General features: G+C 60.7%; 15 protein-coding genes. 7 read left to right on the top strand and 8 right to left on the bottom strand.

Going from position 1 to position 16,131, the window contains the following annotated elements:
* Window positions 1–180 precede the first annotated feature (180 nt).
* Complete coding sequence (locus VKV28_05095; protein ID HLH76167.1) at window positions 181–3,105, top strand: hypothetical protein; 2,925 nt, start codon at window positions 181–183, stop codon at window positions 3,103–3,105.
* Between the two features lie 212 nt (window positions 3,106–3,317).
* Here the strand turns inward: VKV28_05095 and VKV28_05090 are convergent, their stop codons facing one another.
* The 4 genes from VKV28_05090 to VKV28_05075 all read right to left on the bottom strand — a co-directional run bounded on the left by VKV28_05090 (window position 3,318) and on the right by VKV28_05075 (window position 7,322).
* A complete protein-coding gene (locus tag VKV28_05090; GenBank protein HLH76166.1) occupies window positions 3,318–3,878 on the bottom strand; it encodes a VOC family protein in 561 nt (186 codons plus the stop codon).
* Between the two features lie 83 nt (window positions 3,879–3,961).
* Window positions 3,962–4,414, bottom strand: coding sequence for a nuclear transport factor 2 family protein (locus VKV28_05085; GenBank protein HLH76165.1), 453 nt, complete (start codon window positions 4,412–4,414; stop codon window positions 3,962–3,964).
* Window positions 4,415–4,531: 117 nt separating this feature from the next.
* On the bottom strand, window positions 4,532–5,854 hold the full coding sequence (locus tag VKV28_05080; protein ID HLH76164.1) for an Ig-like domain-containing protein: 1,323 nt from the start codon (window positions 5,852–5,854) through the stop codon (window positions 4,532–4,534).
* A gap of 442 nt (window positions 5,855–6,296) precedes the next feature.
* Entirely contained in the window at window positions 6,297–7,322 is a 1,026-nt protein-coding gene (locus tag VKV28_05075) for an LLM class flavin-dependent oxidoreductase (GenBank protein ID HLH76163.1), read from the bottom strand.
* 113 nt (window positions 7,323–7,435) lie between these two features.
* Here VKV28_05075 and VKV28_05070 point away from each other — a divergent pair, with 113 nt between their 5' ends.
* Window positions 7,436–8,419, top strand: coding sequence for a D-2-hydroxyacid dehydrogenase family protein (locus VKV28_05070; protein ID HLH76162.1), 984 nt, complete (start codon window positions 7,436–7,438; stop codon window positions 8,417–8,419).
* A gap of 1 nt (window position 8,420) precedes the next feature.
* Here the strand turns inward: VKV28_05070 and VKV28_05065 are convergent, their stop codons facing one another.
* The 3 genes from VKV28_05065 to VKV28_05055 form a co-directional block, all read right to left on the bottom strand.
* Complete coding sequence (locus VKV28_05065; protein ID HLH76161.1) at window positions 8,421–9,146, bottom strand: isochorismatase family protein; 726 nt, start codon at window positions 9,144–9,146, stop codon at window positions 8,421–8,423.
* Between the two features lie 62 nt (window positions 9,147–9,208).
* On the bottom strand, window positions 9,209–9,880 hold the full coding sequence (locus tag VKV28_05060; GenBank protein ID HLH76160.1) for a CoA-transferase: 672 nt from the start codon (window positions 9,878–9,880) through the stop codon (window positions 9,209–9,211).
* Window positions 9,881–9,892: 12 nt separating this feature from the next.
* Window positions 9,893–10,654 carry a 3-oxoacid CoA-transferase subunit A gene (locus tag VKV28_05055; protein HLH76159.1) on the bottom strand — a complete coding sequence of 254 codons (762 nt, stop codon included), beginning with the start codon at window positions 10,652–10,654 and terminating at the stop codon, window positions 9,893–9,895.
* A 160-nt stretch (window positions 10,655–10,814) separates the two neighbouring features.
* Between VKV28_05055 and VKV28_05050 the strand changes: the two genes are divergently transcribed.
* A complete protein-coding gene (locus VKV28_05050; GenBank protein ID HLH76158.1) occupies window positions 10,815–11,375 on the top strand; it encodes an NAD(P)H-dependent oxidoreductase in 561 nt (186 codons plus the stop codon).
* A gap of 121 nt (window positions 11,376–11,496) precedes the next feature.
* Window positions 11,497–11,850, top strand: a complete 354-nt coding sequence (locus tag VKV28_05045; protein HLH76157.1) for a ferredoxin family protein — start codon at window positions 11,497–11,499, stop codon at window positions 11,848–11,850.
* A gap of 155 nt (window positions 11,851–12,005) precedes the next feature.
* Here VKV28_05045 and VKV28_05040 read toward each other — a convergent pair whose 3' ends face one another.
* Window positions 12,006–13,157: an agmatinase family protein gene (locus VKV28_05040; protein ID HLH76156.1), complete on the bottom strand. Its 1,152-nt coding sequence runs from the start codon at window positions 13,155–13,157 to the stop codon at window positions 12,006–12,008.
* 393 nt (window positions 13,158–13,550) lie between these two features.
* Here VKV28_05040 and VKV28_05035 point away from each other — a divergent pair, with 393 nt between their 5' ends.
* From VKV28_05035 to VKV28_05025, 3 genes are all read left to right on the top strand, one after another.
* Window positions 13,551–14,762, top strand: coding sequence for a hypothetical protein (locus VKV28_05035; protein HLH76155.1), 1,212 nt, complete (start codon window positions 13,551–13,553; stop codon window positions 14,760–14,762).
* A gap of 33 nt (window positions 14,763–14,795) precedes the next feature.
* Window positions 14,796–15,695, top strand: a complete 900-nt coding sequence (locus VKV28_05030) for a hypothetical protein (GenBank protein ID HLH76154.1) — start codon at window positions 14,796–14,798, stop codon at window positions 15,693–15,695.
* 138 nt (window positions 15,696–15,833) lie between these two features.
* Window positions 15,834–16,131, top strand: a 298-nt coding sequence (locus tag VKV28_05025) for a hypothetical protein (GenBank protein HLH76153.1), incomplete at its 3' end; no start/stop codon positions are given.

Raw genomic sequence — 16,131 nt, 5'->3', positions numbered from 1 at the left:
TATCAACCATCGGCAACCCTATTTGGAGGTTTGGTCGTGCATCGGTGGGTTAAGCGGTTGGAAATTGCAGTTTTGCTGGTTTCTTTGACGCCGGTGTTAGCGTGGAGTGGCACACCGCCTGGGCTCGCTCAAAACGCTGCGCGCTCTGATTATTTCGCCTTGCGACTCGGGCTAAACGGCATGAATCTCGGCGACGAGACTGCCGGTATCGCAGAGCTACAGGCCCTGCCGCCGATTCATACCAACAACGGTTGGCAATCGGTGGGGCCCAATCCAGTGGCCGACGAGGCGATGCTTGGTCCCAACGGTTATTGCCCGCCGTCGCCCCTTGCGCCCGCCAGCGGCCGCGCTACGGCTATCGCCTTTGGCGCGGAAGGCGCGATTTATCTTGGTGCTGCAGGTGGCGGAGTATGGAAGAGTATCGACGGTGGAACGACTTGGGCTTCGCTCACAGATACTCAACCTTCGCTGGCAGTTGGTGCCATCGCAGTTGTTCCTGGCGCCAACCCGTCGCAGGACGAAGTCTACGTCGGTACTGGCGAAGCCAATAATTCCGCGGACAGCCAGTACGGCCAGGGAATCTTAAAATCCGATGATGGGGGTCAAACCTGGACCCAGCTCGGATTGAGCACGTTTGCCTACGATTCCTTTGCTCGCTTGGCGGTTATCCCCGGTCAAGCCGGTAGTCCCGATACGATTTATGCGGCGACCACCAGGGGGTCGGTAGGTGGTCGGGCGTCAGTCCAGCCTCCTTCTTCGGTGGCCGGGCTGTATAAGTCCAGCGACGGAGGAAACACATGGAGCTTGCTGTCTGGCAATGGCGGGCTCCCAGCATGGGATGGAATCAACGGTGCGGCAACTGATGTCGCGATTTCACCCGGCAACCCGGCAACAGTTTTTGCGGCGATCAGCTGTATCAAGGATTGCTTTTCGGGTGGAGTCTTCCGGTCGGAAGATAGTGGTGCGACCTGGAGCCATCTTGACGCTCCCTCATTTTCGCCTCGCATCGCCTTGTGGGTACCTACCGCAACGCAGCTTTACGCAGCTTTTGCGGGGGGCCATTTCGACCAGTTGTTTGGGGTCTTCCATTCGTCCGACGGTGGCAACACTTGGCAACCTCAGCGATTTGAACTGCCGCAGGTTGGACCCGGAGGCTGCTTGCCAGACAACCAGGCGACATACAATCTAGCTTTGGGCGGCGACCCGGCGGTTCCGACTACCGTTTATCTGGGCCTTATTGGCCTTTACCGCTCGACCGATGGAGGCAATCGCTGGAGTTACACTATCGATCAGTCGCATTCCGATTTTCACGCCGTGGCAGTCAACCAGGGCACGATTTATGCCCTCAACGACGGCGGCTTGTCAGTCAGCACCAATGGCACCAATTGGAGCCAAAAGCTCAACGTCGGGTTAGCAACTCTGCAATTCACAGGCGCGGCGCTGGGCCCGCAGACTGCGAATCTGGCGTATGGCGGCATGCAAGACAACGATCTGGCCATTTACACAGGCAATCCCCAATGGCTCTCGGGCAATACTATTGCGGATGGAGGTTTCACGGCGATTCCACCGGCCGGAGATGTGATCTTTGGCGAAACCCAGGGCATACACCTCCTACGCTCCACCGTCGCCCAACCCGATCTTAATCTAGATATCACTCCGCCTGTTGACAGAGGCGAGCGCGCCCTCTTTTATGCCCCCTTCAGCCTGGATCCAAGCAACGGCGACCGCATCCTATACGGTACTCGTCGCATTTGGGAATCGTGTGCTGAGGGTGTATGCAATGCCACTACCGGCGGTACTACCGACGGCAGCTCGCAAACCCCGGTGAATTGGAGCGCCATCAGCCCTCCTCTCAACCCGGGCTGTGTGGAAGATACCGAAGGCGGACCGATCGAGCATTGCCTGGTCACTGACGTGCGGGTAGCCCCCACCAACCCGGCCATTCTGTATGCGGTGACCGCAAACTTCGGCACCATGGGGCCGTTTGCTTGGGTCTCGACTAACAGCACCTCGAGCCACCCGACTTTTACCAACATAAGTTCCGGTCTTCCCGCTGCACCGTTGGAATCGGTGGCAATTTCTCCCGTTAACCCCAGCACCGTGGTTGTGGCTGTGGGTGGCTTTACCAGCGGTGGCGGGCACCTTTTCGAATCAACCGATCAAGGTTCAAATTGGAGCGATATTTCCAGCGAAGCTTCGGGTTTTCCCAATCTGCCGGTTACCAAGGTGCTGTTTGACGCTAACGATACCACTGGCCAGACCTTGATCGTCGCTACCGCAGCCGGTCTGTTGCGCACAACGGACAACGGAAAGAGCTGGCAGAACTTTACGCAAAATCTGCCTTTGGCACAGATTTTCGATTTGGATCAGAACCCCAACTACTTGCTGGCGGCGACCCATGGCCGCAGCGTTTGGGTGCTGGACACCGCGGTCAGTGGCGGCAGCGTAACCACGGTTGCGGCCAATAGCAGCGCAGTAGCTGGACAACCCGTAGCCGGCGGAACCATCCAGATAACCAACTCTGGCGCGTCCACGGCGAATCTGATCGCGTTGACCGTGGGGGCGAGCAATCCGACCCTGTTCTCCTCGATGGCCCTCACGGGTGGCGGCGCCGCCGCTCAAATCAACGCTGTCTCGACCGCAAACACGTTCCACTTTTCGCCTCCGCTTGCGATTAGCGTAGGGCAAAGCGTCAGCCTCAGCCTTAGTGCGATGCTCGCCCAAAGTCCCACCTCCACAACGACCACCGCGACTACAGCGAACGGTAGTGGGGGTTCAATGGCTGTCCGGCTTGCCTCATGGCGCCTTTCTTTACCCGTCAGCCCCCTTGCCGGGGTATTACTCGGGTTGTGCGCACTGGGCATGGTTTTACTGGTTCGGGTGGCGGGCTACCCTTGGGTGCCAGCCATTGCTGGGGGCATGCTCATGGTTTTTATAATTACTCAAGGTGGATGTGGCGGCTCGTCTTCACCGGCCGACGGTTCACACACCGCCCTTGGTAGTTCATCGCAAACTGTTACCCAAGTTTGGCTGGCTTCCAGCGGACAATCCCTGCAGGTTACGGGTTTACCCGCCTCGATGGGTTCGATTACCGCTACCAACTAAGAGTAGGGGCGATGGTCCAACGCGCTTGGAAAAGCGCGTTGGGGGCCATCGCCCCATCCGCAGCCTTCGCTGGAACTATCGCCGCACAGTTTGGCCGCGACGCAGTGTTATCTGCGCGCGAGCGATCCAGCAACGTGGTGTCACGCCCGGTCAGCCTCGGGCGCTAGGATCGCAACCCTTGCCGAGGGTCCTGCCGTGACCATCTCGCACGCTCACTTCGACTCGCCCGTCGCACTGGCCGCGAAGCGCTCGCGGTCGGCGGCATCGTGCACGTGCCCTTTGACCACCCCGTCGAGTTCATGGCGCCCAGTCAGGTCGAACCTGGGGTCGCTGAAAATCGAGACGTAGCCATTGGCGGACTCGTCCACCGCCACGATCTCCCACCAGTTGCCGTCCAGATCCTGGAAGTAAAAGGCATAGTCACCATGCTGCTCGGCGGGATGGCTGAGTTTGCGGATGCCGTACTCGTCCTTGACTTGGGCCAGGAGTTGATAGGCACGATCGACCGCCTCGCGGCTGGGCACGTCCAGGCCGTTGTGGTTCAAGCGGGACATCTCGCGCTCCAGCTTGGGATTTTCCACCACCGCGTAACTGTGGTTGAGCCCCTTGCGAATCAGCAGCGAGCGCGGGCTGGTTTGAATCACGTCGAAACCCAGCACCTCTTCGTAAAAGCGTCGGGTTTTGACCAGATCGCGACTCTCTAGGGTGCCGTGGCCGATCCGCTTGATATCGAGCAAGGGCGCCTTGGTGGAGCGGTCCGTAATTACTGCCATGGTCGGCCTCCAGCATTAAACTTTAAATCGGGCGCTATCATGCCTCAAGCCGCTCAGGAGTCCAAGCCCGGGGGCTGGACTCCTCAGTCCAGTTCGCGCGCCCAACCACGGTTGAGTGCAACCATGAAGAAGGGGGCGACGCGGCGCGAGCTGAACAGCCAGCGCCCCTGTACCAACCGGTAGTCATCGTAGATCTTGCCCGCGCCAATCAAGCTTTCATCGCCTTGCTTACCGCGATTGTCGAACCAGCACCAGCCACTGGCCTGGTTGTCGGCGTGAAACTCGATGTAATGGTTGGTGAAAAACGGCCGAATGCGGCGGGACCAACCGCGTCCATAAAACTCGGCTAGGGCGACGCGGCCACGATGGATACCCTGGCCTAGGGCGCTGAAATCGGCTGCGCCGTCTTCAGTGAAGAGATTAGCCAGCCCTTCGGCGTCGCGCCGAAAGATGCATTCGCCGTACGCGTAGGTCAGCGACTTGATTTGCTCGCGATTCCACAGCTCTTCGATCTTTTGCTCCAGGCTTTTATCCATGGCCGCCTTCCTATGAGGTATCTGCAGCTAGGGACTAACCTATCGCGACAGTTTGATCCAGCCAGAAAACCGCGGCGGAAAACGGCGTACCGTCTCCCGCCGCGGGCAGCCATGCTTTTAAAAACCCGGTTCTTGCCAGACCCGATTGTCCATCAGCGTCTTGACCTGGCTGATGTAGGTCTGAGCTGCCGAATCGTACCACTGGCCACTGTACCATTGCCCCACGCAGCCCCACAGCGCAGTGCCGCTGTCGCTGCTCGGATAACCGTTGGAGCCCTGCAAATAGCCCAGCTTGCCATCGAAGCAGGCCCGCTGATAGGCCAGCTTCCAGTCCACGTTGAAGGCGGTGCTCTCCTGACTCATCGGCACGGTGGACGGGTAATCGGTGCTCTTGATTTGCAAGATGCCGAAGGTGACGCCGTCGTCGCCGTCCGCGCTTTGCTTCCACCAGCTCTCGTTGGCCGCGATGGCGCGCACTAGGTTGACGTCGAAACCCCACTTGCACGCGCCCCACTGCAGGATTTCATCAGTGGTGCCGGTGAAATTTCCGGTCACTCGCGCGAAATAACTGGTGGGCGCGCCGCCATCGGCGCTCACGCTAGCATCGGCCACCGAATCTAATTCGCTACTGGTTGGAGTGGTGTGATTGGCGGTCTCATTCTGGGGCCGCGGCTCCCAGGAAGAATAGGCTACTTGGGCCGCGCATTCGGAGTCGCTGGGAAGCGAAGAGCCCGAGGCCAGCGTGGTGAATTGATCGCTTCCGCCGTCGCTGCTCGTAATCTGGGCCGCCGAACTGGCGTTGACCGCGGCGATGGTAGTCGTGGCGGTGCCTGAGCCCACGGTTACATTGACCGAATCGCTGCCGATTTCCTGGTTGGACGTGTTATAGCCGCGCACCGTGATGGTGTGTGCTCCATTGCTGGCGCCGCTGGCGTTCCAGGTGAAGTTATATGGTGGGCTGGAGCTGAGGTAAGTGCCATCCACATAGATATTCACCCAGCTTACTCCAGCAGCGGCGGTAGCCGTGATCGCCACCGACCCCGAGACGTTGGCATTGTTTGCTGGCGCGGTCAGCGTTACTACGCCGGGCGCACCGTTGGCGGTTGCATTGGGGGCGGTTACCGTTACGCTGACCTGCGCGCTGCCCACCAATTGGTGAGCGGCATTGTAAGCATTGACGCTCAAGGTGTGACGCCCGCCGTTGGTGGTGGTGGAATCCCAACTATAGGCGTAGGGAGGCGACGAGCTGCGATAGTTGTCATCAACATAGAAATTGACCCACTGCACATTAGGTGCCGCCGTCGCCGTGAACGCGACCGTACCGCTGACGGTCTGTCCGTTGCTGGGGCTGGTTATTTGCACTTGCGCCCAGCTCATGCCAGAAGCCGTTACAAGGGCCAGCATCGCCGCCGATAACGCGATCGAAATCCTCAATCTCACGAAAACCTCCATTGATGGTGATGGCGGCCGCCACCCTTTCGAAGCCGCGGTCGAAAGGTTAATTCATTTACCGTGACGACAGCCGATGAGTTACGCGTAGATCCCTTGCGCAAAGGCCATGCCATAAACAGATGACTAGCAATGTACTGGATTTATGGAGCTGAAGAGCTCGCCGGAGTTCCGTCGCGAGACACCGCTGCTCTAATCAGGACGCTATGCGACACCCCGAAGATTGATTCCAAGTAGGTCACTTGACACGTCCCTGAAAGATTGAAGTCAAATCAACTAGTGATTTTGCAGTCTGGCAAATGCATATAGCGGCGGTTGCGGTCAGCAAAGCTGTACTGCGGTCTAAAATTTTCTTACACCGTCAGCGGCATGACTGAAAAACAACGGCGGTGTACGGCCGCTTGGTATAGCTATAGTACAAGAAACGAGTAGTCTAAACTGCCGGGCGAGCAGCCAGATCGTATACTTCGGCTAGGAGTTCATACGAGCGCATCCGTGCGCGATGGTCGTGCACGATCGTGACAATCATCAATTCGGATAGGTGGAGAGCACTCGCGATGGCGTCGAGCTGGCGGCGTACTTGATCGGGGGTTCCCACCGCGTAGCGGGGAAATTCGCCGCGATCTTCGGCCAGTGGGTCGGGACCGTGGCGCAGCTCCTCCAATGCCTGTTCGGGCGGCGCGATGGGACGGCGGTCGCCCTGGCGGATGCGTCGGCGCTGTAACCGGGTACTGGCGAACAGGCGCTGCGCCTCGGCCTCGCTGTCGGCGCACAGCGCGCCCAGCGCCACGATCGGTTGGGGATGGGCCAAGGCGCGCCGCGCTGCGAAGTGGGTGCGGTAGTATTCGACAGCGGCGCGCGTGTGATGGGGATCGATAAAATGAGCGAAGGCGTAAGGCAGTCCCACCTGGGCCGCGGCCGAGGCACTCCACATGCTGGAGCCCAGCAACCAGACCTCAGGTGCTCCGGCTGTTTCAGGGGACACCTTGATACGAGAGAAAGGATGGTCGGACGGAAAGGCGTGATCCAAAAACGCCAGCAGCTCAACTAACTGTTCGGGGAAATCATCTTCGCGCCATTTGTTGTCTTCGCGGTCGCGGCGCAAGGCGAAGGCTTCCAGCGGACCGCTGCCCGGGGCTCGTCCCAGCCCAAGATCGATCCGCTCAGGATAGAGCGCGTGCAAGGTGCGAAAGACCTCGGCCACCTTCAGCGGACTGTAATGCGGCAGCATTACGCCGCCCGAGCCCACCCGAATCGCGCGGGTTTCCGCCGCCACCCGCGCGATGACGATCTCGGGTGCCGGACTGGCCAGGCTTTCGGTCGCGTGATGCTCGGCGATCCAGTAGCGCTCGTAGCCCAGCCGATCGGCCAGGCGGGCCAGCTCGATAGTGTTGCGCAGTGCGTCGCCGGGCGTGAAGCCGGCCGGCACCGGCGACTGGTCGAGGATCGAGAGCTTCATCAGATTTCCTGCCTCGCCGCATAAGATTATCGGCTGGCGCCGGCCCGAGGCAAAAGGCGACGCATTCCCCCCAACGATGGCTTGATCTAACATCGCGCCAGGGAGCGGCAAAGATGAAAGTTGCGGTACTCGACGATTATCAGAATACGGTCAGGAACCTGCGTGCCTTCGCCGGCGCGGCGGGCCATCAGGTGACCATTTACAACGATCATACCAAGGACATCGATGAGCTGGCGCGCCGGCTAGCCGATACCGAGGCGCTGGCGCTAATTCGCGAACGCACGCCCGTAAGCGCCCCCTTACTGGAGCGGCTGCCGCGGCTGCGGATTATAAGCCAGACCAGCGTTTACCCCCATATCGATGTGGCGGCCTGCACCCGGCGCGGTGTAGTGGTCTGCTCCCACATGGGGGGCGGCGCCCCCTCCTATTCGACCGCCGAACTGACCTGGGGCCTGATTATCGCCGCGATGCGGCGAATCCCGCAGGAGGTCGCCGCGCTTAAGGCTGGACGGTGGCAGGGTGCCAGCATCGGGATTGGGCTGCGCGGCAAGACCCTGGGGATTTACGGCTATGGCCGGATCGGCGCGGTGGTGGCCGGCTACGGTAAGCAATTTGGGATGAAGGTCCTGGCCTGGGGCCGCGAAAATTCACGGACCAAGGCGGCCGCCGATGGTTTCGCCGTGGCCCCCGACCGCGCCACGTTCTTCTCCCAGGCCGACGTCGTCAGCCTGCATCTGCGTATGATCCCGGAAACCCGCGGAATTGTCAGCGCCGCCGATCTTGCCCGGATGAAGCCGACCTCGTTGCTGGTTAATACCAGCCGCGCCGGCCTGATCGAGCCCGGCGCGTTGGTGGCGGCTTTGCGCGCCGGCCGTCCCGGGATGGCGGCGGTGGACGTCTTCGAAGAGGAGCCGGTGGTGGGCGGGAGCCATCCACTGTTGGCGATGGAGAACGTGGTGTGCACTCCCCATCTGGGTTATGTGGAGCAGGACAACCTGGAGTCGATGTTCAACGCCATCTTCTCTCAGATCAATGCTTTCGCCCAGGGTCATCCGATCAACGTGGTCAATCCCGAGGCGCTGACCGCGCGCGCCTGAACTACCTCAGGACCGCGGCCGGGCGAGGCGCGGTCGCGGGGTGGCTGACGCGCGCTTGCAGATAGTCGATTACCTGCTGCGTGGGGATCACGTCGGCATACTTGCGCTGCATGTCGTAAAGATTGATCGCGTGCGAGGCCTCGCCGCGATCGAACGAGCATTCCTCGGGCACGACGATCTTGTAGTTGAGCGAGAAGGCGTCCAACACCGAGCTACGCACGCAGCCGCTGGTGGTGCATCCGGTGACGATCAGGGTGTCCACCTGGCGATCGATCAGATAGGAGACCAGCGGGGTGCCGAAGAAGGCGCTGGGCTTTTTCTTGGCGATTACAAATTCGCCTGGCGCCGGCGCCAGCTCGGCTACAATTTGGGTGCCCTTGCTGCCTTCGACGCTCATCGGGTGAACACCTTCGGGATGACCGCGGCGCCAAGCCCCTTCGTCGGCTGCGTCCTCGCGATAGCCGGTAATGGTATAATAAATAGGAATATGTGCCGCGCGTGCTGCCTGGAGTAGGTGCTGGGTGTGCCGAATCGCGCTCCAGGCCTCTTCGCCGCAGCTCAGTGGATAGCGCTTGATGGACTCGCGAATCGGCTCGCCCTCGCCGGTGAAGGCGTAGGTGACGTCGATTATCACTAGGGCCGGCTTATGGCCGAAACCACCCGCGCGCCCCTCGGCCGGAAACAGCTCGCGGTCGCGCTCGCTCAGATAGCGATCCCATGCTCGCATGGTAGTATCCTCCCAAATTGGTCCGCTGCGCACGCCCTCGTGTAATTCGATGCGGCGGTCAACTAAACCAATTCCATCTCCCGCAGGTGGGGACTGATGCGCAGGTGCGGTTCACTCAGCTCTTGGACTTCGGCTGGCGTCCATCCTGGCAGGACCTCCACCAGAGTGAGGCCTTGCTCGTCGATTTCCAGAACTGCGATGTCGGTGATCACCAGATCCACACATCGGGGCGCGGTCAGTCGGTAGGCGCATTGCTTTACCAGCTTGGGTCGCCCGTGCTTGTCGGTATGCGTCATCATGACGATGACCTTCTTGGCGCAAAAGGCCAGGTCCTGTCCGCCGCCCAGGCTGCCGACCTGTTTGCCTGGGGTGGTATTGTTGGCCAGATCGCCGAATTCCGAGACCACGTGGGCGCCCAGGACCGAGATGTCGATATGGCCGCCGCGAATGATCGCGAAGCTCTCGGCATGATCGACGATCGCCATCCCGGGCCGCGGTTTGACTGGCTGCACCCCCGCGTTGATCAGGGTCAGGTCAGCCTCGCTCGCGTTTTCCACCGTCGGTCCGTAACCGATCAGGCCGTTTTCGGCATGCAGCAAGATCTCCTTGTCTGGGGGCAGAAACATCCCGCACAGGGTGGGCATGCCAGAGCCCAGATTGACGAGCATTCCGTCTTGAAATTCCTTGACCACTCGCAGCGCCAGCGCGCGTGGCTCCAATCGATCGCCCGCCATCATTTCCTCCTGTTACATCGGCTCGTTCCAGGGGCGTGGGCTTGAAGGGCGCACCACCACTCGCTGGACGTAAACTCCCGGGGTGACGATTGTTTCGGGATCAAGCTGGCCCAATTCTACCACTTCGTCGACCTCGGCCACCGTGACAGTGGAGGCGCCGGCCATGGTGGCGTTGAAGGTTCGCGCCGAGTTGCGATAGACCAGGTTGCCGAAGCGATCGGCCTTGTGGGCACGGATTAGTGAGAAATCCCCCTTTAGCGCGCGCTCAAGCAGGTAGGGGCGGCCGTCGAACTCGCGCACCTCTTTGCCCTCGGCCACAAACGTCCCTACCCCGGTGGGGGTGTAGAAGGCGGCGATCCCGGCCTTGGCCGCTCGCACACGCTCGGCGATGGTGCCCTGGCCCACCAACTCCAGCTCGATTCGGCCCGCCATCACGCCCTCCTCGAAGGGAGTGGTGACGTGGCCAACCGCCGCAGGAAAAGCCAGGATCCCCTTGCGAACCTGGCCGCGCTCGACCAGGAGGCCGGGGTCATAAGAATCCTCGGGCCAATGCATGATCTCTTTCATCCGGCCGCGCACCAGGCCCATGAACTCCGACCCGCGCCCGCCGTGATTGCCGACGATGGTCAGGTTCTTGACCCCACGCCGAGCTACCGCCGCCATCAGGTAGTTGGCGCAGTCGGCGGGACCGCCAAAACCGCCTACCAGAATCAGCGCGCCGTCGCGCATATCGGCGACTGCCTGATCGAAGCTTGCGACAATTTTATTGATCATGTCTGCCTCGTCGGGGGCGCAAGCCTGCTACTTGAAGCGGCTTCTTTTTCATACCGCGCACGCTCCTAGTAAAAGTTAGAATCATAAGGAACCCCAAGCTATATAAAAAGGGCGGGGCGTGAAAATGGGTTTGGGCGCCACTGCACCGGAGGGTCGAGCGTTGAACCGTCAAGTAGCCGTGTTGGCAGGCAGCTTGCGAAAAAACTCCTTCAATCGCATGACCGCGAAGGCCCTGGTAGCCCTAGCACCGGCTGGGCTCCAGTTGGAAATCCTGGAAATCGGCCAACTTACGCTCTACAACCAGGACCAGGAGGAAGCTGGGCCGCCGCTGGCGTGGCAGGAGTTCCGCGCCCGCGTGCGCGCCTCCGACGCGGTGCTGTTCGTGACGCCGGAATACAATCGCTCGGTGCCAGGGGTGCTCAAGAATGCGCTCGACGTGGCGTCGCGGCCCTACGGACAGAGCGCGTGGGAGGGCAAGCCGGGCGCGATCGTGAGCGTCAGCCCCGGTGCGATGGGTGGTTTCGGCGCCAATCAGCATCTACGCCAGTCGTGCGTTTTCCTCAACGTTCCTGTGATGCAGCAACCCGAGGCCTACGTAGGCGGCGCGGCGGCCTTGTTCGACCCCGCCGGCAATCTTATCAATGACAGCACCCGGCTCTTTCTCAAGGGTTTCATGGAGGCCTATGCCCGCTGGATTGAGCAGCTCTTGACCGGTCATTGAGCAGTTTGCGCCACCACGTGCAATCTGGTGATCTTGGCCATGGCGATCTTGGTTATGATTGAGTCAGACCCTTGCTGCGATTTGCGGTAGCGGGCCGGATCGGAAAGGCGGTATCAGGCTGATGGCATTCGTAATTACCCGATTGTGTATCGATCACGTCGACACTTCATGCGTGGCAGTCTGCCCGGTGGATTGCATCTATACCTACACCGGAAGCGATCGCGAGCGTTTCCCTAACCAGCTCTATATCAATCCCGACCAATGCATCGATTGTGGCGCCTGCGCCCCGGAATGTCCGTGGGAGGCGATTTTCGACGCCCCCTCGGTGCCCGAGGTCTTCAGCGCCGACACCGCGCTCAATGCTCTGACCACCGAACTGGCCGACGATTTCAAGGTCCAGCGGCACGAGAACAATACCGCGCCCACGCCCGAGGAGGTCGCGGCCAACAAAGCAAAGTGGGGATGGACCGAATAGCTTGAAGGGCGCGGCGGGGGTAGCCGCGCCGGCGCGCATCTTGTCGCTTCCGAGCCGTGTTGAACCCGACGGCCACCGTACACCCAGTCGCCGACGGCCAGCCGCCCGCGCGGCGACGGCGCCGGGCCCCTTGCCGGCAGGAAGCTTGCTCAGCCCTATTTTTTGTTTGACCGGCCGCCTCCGGGCTTCGTGCCGCGGACCATCGATCTGGTTTTGCCGGCCATGACGGGGTCGAGGTAATTCTTTTCCTTGATACCCAGCTTGCGTTGCGCCAACCCGGTGAGCGCTTCGAGAATTATCCGCCGGGCGTTCATGACCGTGGTGATCCCCGGGTCGAGCAGCGGCGCCACCTCCACTACCTCAAATCCCACCACCGGAGTCTCGTGACAGATCCGCCGGATGGCAGGGAGGATTTCGCGCGGGGTCAGACCGCCGGGTTCCGGAGTGCCGGTGCCGGGCGCGAAGGCTGGGTCCATCACGTCGACGTCAACCGAGACATACAGATATTCGGGACCGTCCAGGGCTTCGTCGATCGCCCGGTTCAAAACCGCATCGAAGCCCAGCCGCTCGATCTCCGCCATGTGATGAGAGCGCAGGCCGTTCTTGAGCATCCAGGCCAACAGTTCGTCGTCGGGGACCAGGAAGCTGTGTAAACCGACCTGGACGAAGTTTTTCCCCGGAACGTGTTCGTCCTGGATGAGCCGGCGGATTGGCGTTCCGTGGGCGATGTTATGTCCCATGACGCTTTCGGCGCAGTCCACGTGACAATCGAAGTGAACCACGCCAACCTTGCCCGGTCCGTACACATCGGCGATGGCGGCTGCGTCCGGCCACAGGATGGTATGGTCGCCGCCAAGCACGATCGGAACCGCGCCGGTCGCGGCGATCTCTTTGACCACCCCGCGGATTTCATCGCACGAGGCCTTCAGGTCGAGCGGATCGACGGCGGCATCGCCGTAATCGACTACTGTCAGGACTTCGAAGGGTTTGACGCGGGTATCGGGATTTTGGAGCATCGCGGGAATGTAGGGTACCGTGCGCTCATCGGCGCGAATGTAGCGCGGGCCGTACTGGGCGCCACGATGGCCGAAGCTGGTATCGACCGGTGCACCTACGATGGCAACTTCCACTTTGCCGGCCTTGAGGTCCTCCGGCGTCAACGCCAATGGTAATCCCATGAAGGTGGCGATTCCGCTGTAGGCCATCGAGCCCGTATAACGCTGAAGATTAATCGGGCCCGGCTCGCGCTTGGGCTGCTTGCTAAGGTCCGCACGCAGCTTCCAGAATGGTCCCTCTATTCCAGCCATATGTTGATGCCCATTTTTAGCCAAACCCACCAGAAATTAGTAAATTTAACTGACTTGACAAACGTGGTCATTAGCCCGATCGCCCTTCGGCGTCAACTCGGCACTGGCGTGGCACTTTCGGCGCGCCCAATGTTCTTCTGGGATTGTCGTCCATTTGAATCCTCTTTTCGCTGCCGGTTAGCGGATGGCGCGATTAAGCTATCGAACGAGAATTTTTCGAATTTTGGCGAAAACTGCGCAGACATTTTGGGCTCAAGCTTCGTGCCAACAGATTTTTAAAGCGCCATCCTGTCTGGTATACTTCTGCGGCGCGGTGTAATTGGAAAACTACACACGATTGGAGCATTTCCGAATTGCGCGCGTGGCAGGCTCGGAGATGGGGTGAACCGCGGCATGAAAGTAATCTGGACAAACAAGTATTTCGTTGGCGTTGCGCTGACCATATCGCTACTGGCGTTCGCGGCATGGACGGCGTTGGCGGCCAATCCTTCGCCCTCGCGCAGCCGCGCCCAGGCGGAGACTGATTTCGCCAAGTTGTTTGCTGGAATACCCGGGGGCGACATTCAACCCTGCCGCGCCGTGTTAGACATGTATCCGGAGTTCAACGGGGTTGCGGTCGATCCGAAGAACAACATAGTGCTCTTCAGCGACACCAACCTCAAAAGTCTGCTGGTGTATCGGCGCACTGCGGGCTCTGTGGATTCGCCCGAAGTGACTCCTCCCTTGGCACAGATCATGGGGCCGGCCACTTACATTTCGTTCGCCGCCGGAGTTGCGATTGATCCAGTACATAAAGAGATCTACGCCGGCGAAAATGATATCGGCGACGACGTGGCGGCCTTTCCCTACGGCGCCAATGGCGACTACGCGGCCCGCGTTCTGGCCACCCCGCACGAGGTGTACGGCATCGGCGTCAGCCTCAAGCTCAATCAGATGGCCTTGGCGATTGAGCACGACGAAGAGCTGATTTTCTTTCGCCTGGGCGCTCATGGCGCCGAACCACCACTGCGTGAGATTCGAGGGGACAACACGGGGCTAGCCGATCCCCATGGCGTCTATTGGGACGATACCCACGACGAGATTTTCGTCGCCAATCACGGCAACTGGGCGCGCGGGGCGTGGGATCCCGATTACCAGGGCGGCGGCCGCTATCAACCGCCCTCGATAACTGTGTTTTCGGCCGATGATCGGGGCAACGCCAAGCCGCAGCGCACGATTCAGGGTAGCAAGACCCGGATGGATTGGCCCGCGGGAGTGTCGGTCGATGACCAGCGCGATGAAATCGCGGTGGCCAACATGGCCAGCAATGCGATTACCATCTACTCGCGCACGGCCAATGGCAACGTGGCGCCGATTCGCGAGATCAAAGGGCCGCGGACTGGCATCACCACCCCGATGGGGGTGGCGTTTGATCCCATCCATCACGAGCTGTGGGTCGCCAATTTCGGCCACACGGGCTTGGTCTTCGACAGCGATGCCGACGGCGATGCCCGCCCCAAACGGATCATTCGCAACGCTCCCAAGGGCACCGCGATCGCCGGCTTCGGCAACCCGATGGCGATGGCCTACGACAGCAAACGCGATGAATTGCTGGTTCCCAATTGAGTCAGCGATCCGCGGATCGCGGCCTTTGCCAGGTTGGCAAGTGGCAATACTAATGCTGTCCGTATCATTCAAGGACAGAAGACCAAGCTGACGCGCGCCGCTCACGGCATCACTTACGACAAGGCCCGCGATTTAATCCTGGCCAGCGAGCCGCTGGCCGCCGCAATCGTAACCTTTCCCGCTGGCGCTCATGGCGAAGTCGCTCCGCTGCGGGTCCTGCAGGGACCCAAGACCGAGCTCCATCGCCCTTTCCAGCTTGAAGTCGATGACGTTCACAAGGAGCTGGTGGTCGCCGACTCGGTCTCCAGCCGGATTTTGTTCTACCCTTGGGACGCCAACGGCAATACCCCGCCCTTGCGCTATATTGGCGGCCCCAAAACCGGAATGTATGGCGGCGTGATCGGGGTCGCCGTGGACCCGGTGCGCAACGTGGTGGTAGCTACCGCCAGCGACCAGAAGCATCGCGGGGCGATCTTTGTGTTCGACCGCCGAGCCAGCGGCGACGTGGTCCCGCTGGGAGTCATAACCGGGCCTCACACGGGGATCAAATCGCTCTGGCATGTAGCTGTCTATAACGGCAAAATTTTTGCCGTAGCCTTCAATAGCGGGTATTTTCCACCTTACGATCGGGGCGGCTTCGCACCTTTGCCGGGCTGTACCGGACCACCCCGGCCATGGCTGGCGCCGATTGGCTTTATTGGGGTGTGGAACCTCACCGACAACGGCGATGTGCCGCCGCGCGCCTATATCCGCGGCGCGGCCAGCGACCTGCTGCATCCAGCCAGCATCGCCCTGGATCCTCCTGATGGGGAGTTGTTCACCGGTGACGGCGGGCGCAATGGCATATTTGCCTTTCAAGTTCCGCAGCTCTTAGGCGTGCCGGGTCAGGGAGGTCTGGGTAGTGGGCCGATCAAGGACACCTGGAGTCACTAAGGGACCAGGGCGCCGCGAATTTTTGGGGTCTGACCGCCGTCTGTTCAGGCAGGCGGCTGGGTTTGGGGACTGAAGATAGTCCGCTGACATTGAAGCTTCAGCGCCCGGCTGAGGCATGACGCTTTGGGAGGGTGGCCAATGAGATGGTCGGCTAAGCAGACGCCGTTTGGGCTTGGCACGGCTGCGCTACTGGCGTTGCTGGCGGTAGGGCTGGGGCCCACCCAGGCCGCCGCGCAGGAACGCAAGCACAGCAGTGCGGACAATGCGCTCAAGCAAGTCTTCGATAAGATCGCTCCCGGCATTCCCGGCGGCAATATTCCGGCCTGCCGGCGGTTGGGTGATCCCTATCCAGAATTTAACGGGATTGCGGTGGATCCCAAGAACAATGTCCTGGCGATTACCGACACCAATTTAAAGAGCGTGCTGGTGTACAAGC

It is taken from the genome of Candidatus Binataceae bacterium, assembly GCA_035294265.1.
Lineage (GTDB): Bacteria > Desulfobacterota > Binatia > Binatales > Binataceae > DATGLK01.
This window is presented reverse-complemented; position numbering and strand designations above follow the sequence as displayed.

Bases quoted from the DNA above. Each gene is read 5' to 3' on its own strand.
- VKV28_05095 (HLH76167.1), top strand. From the start codon at position 181: ATGAATCTCGGCGACGAGACTGCCGGTATCGCAGAGCTACAGGCCCTG.
- VKV28_05090 (HLH76166.1), bottom strand. From the start codon at position 3,878: ATGGCAGTAATTACGGACCGCTCCACCAAGGCGCCCTTGCTCGATATC.
- VKV28_05085 (HLH76165.1), bottom strand. From the start codon at position 4,414: ATGGATAAAAGCCTGGAGCAAAAGATCGAAGAGCTGTGGAATCGCGAG.
- VKV28_05075 (HLH76163.1), bottom strand. From the start codon at position 7,322: ATGAAGCTCTCGATCCTCGACCAGTCGCCGGTGCCGGCCGGCTTCACG.
- VKV28_05070 (HLH76162.1), top strand. From the start codon at position 7,436: ATGAAAGTTGCGGTACTCGACGATTATCAGAATACGGTCAGGAACCTG.
- VKV28_05065 (HLH76161.1), bottom strand. From the start codon at position 9,146: ATGCGAGCATGGGATCGCTATCTGAGCGAGCGCGACCGCGAGCTGTTT.
- VKV28_05060 (HLH76160.1), bottom strand. From the start codon at position 9,880: ATGGCGGGCGATCGATTGGAGCCACGCGCGCTGGCGCTGCGAGTGGTC.
- VKV28_05055 (HLH76159.1), bottom strand. From the start codon at position 10,654: ATGATCAATAAAATTGTCGCAAGCTTCGATCAGGCAGTCGCCGATATG.
- VKV28_05045 (HLH76157.1), top strand. From the start codon at position 11,497: ATGGCATTCGTAATTACCCGATTGTGTATCGATCACGTCGACACTTCA.
- VKV28_05040 (HLH76156.1), bottom strand. From the start codon at position 13,157: ATGGCTGGAATAGAGGGACCATTCTGGAAGCTGCGTGCGGACCTTAGC.
- VKV28_05035 (HLH76155.1), top strand. From the start codon at position 13,551: ATGAAAGTAATCTGGACAAACAAGTATTTCGTTGGCGTTGCGCTGACC.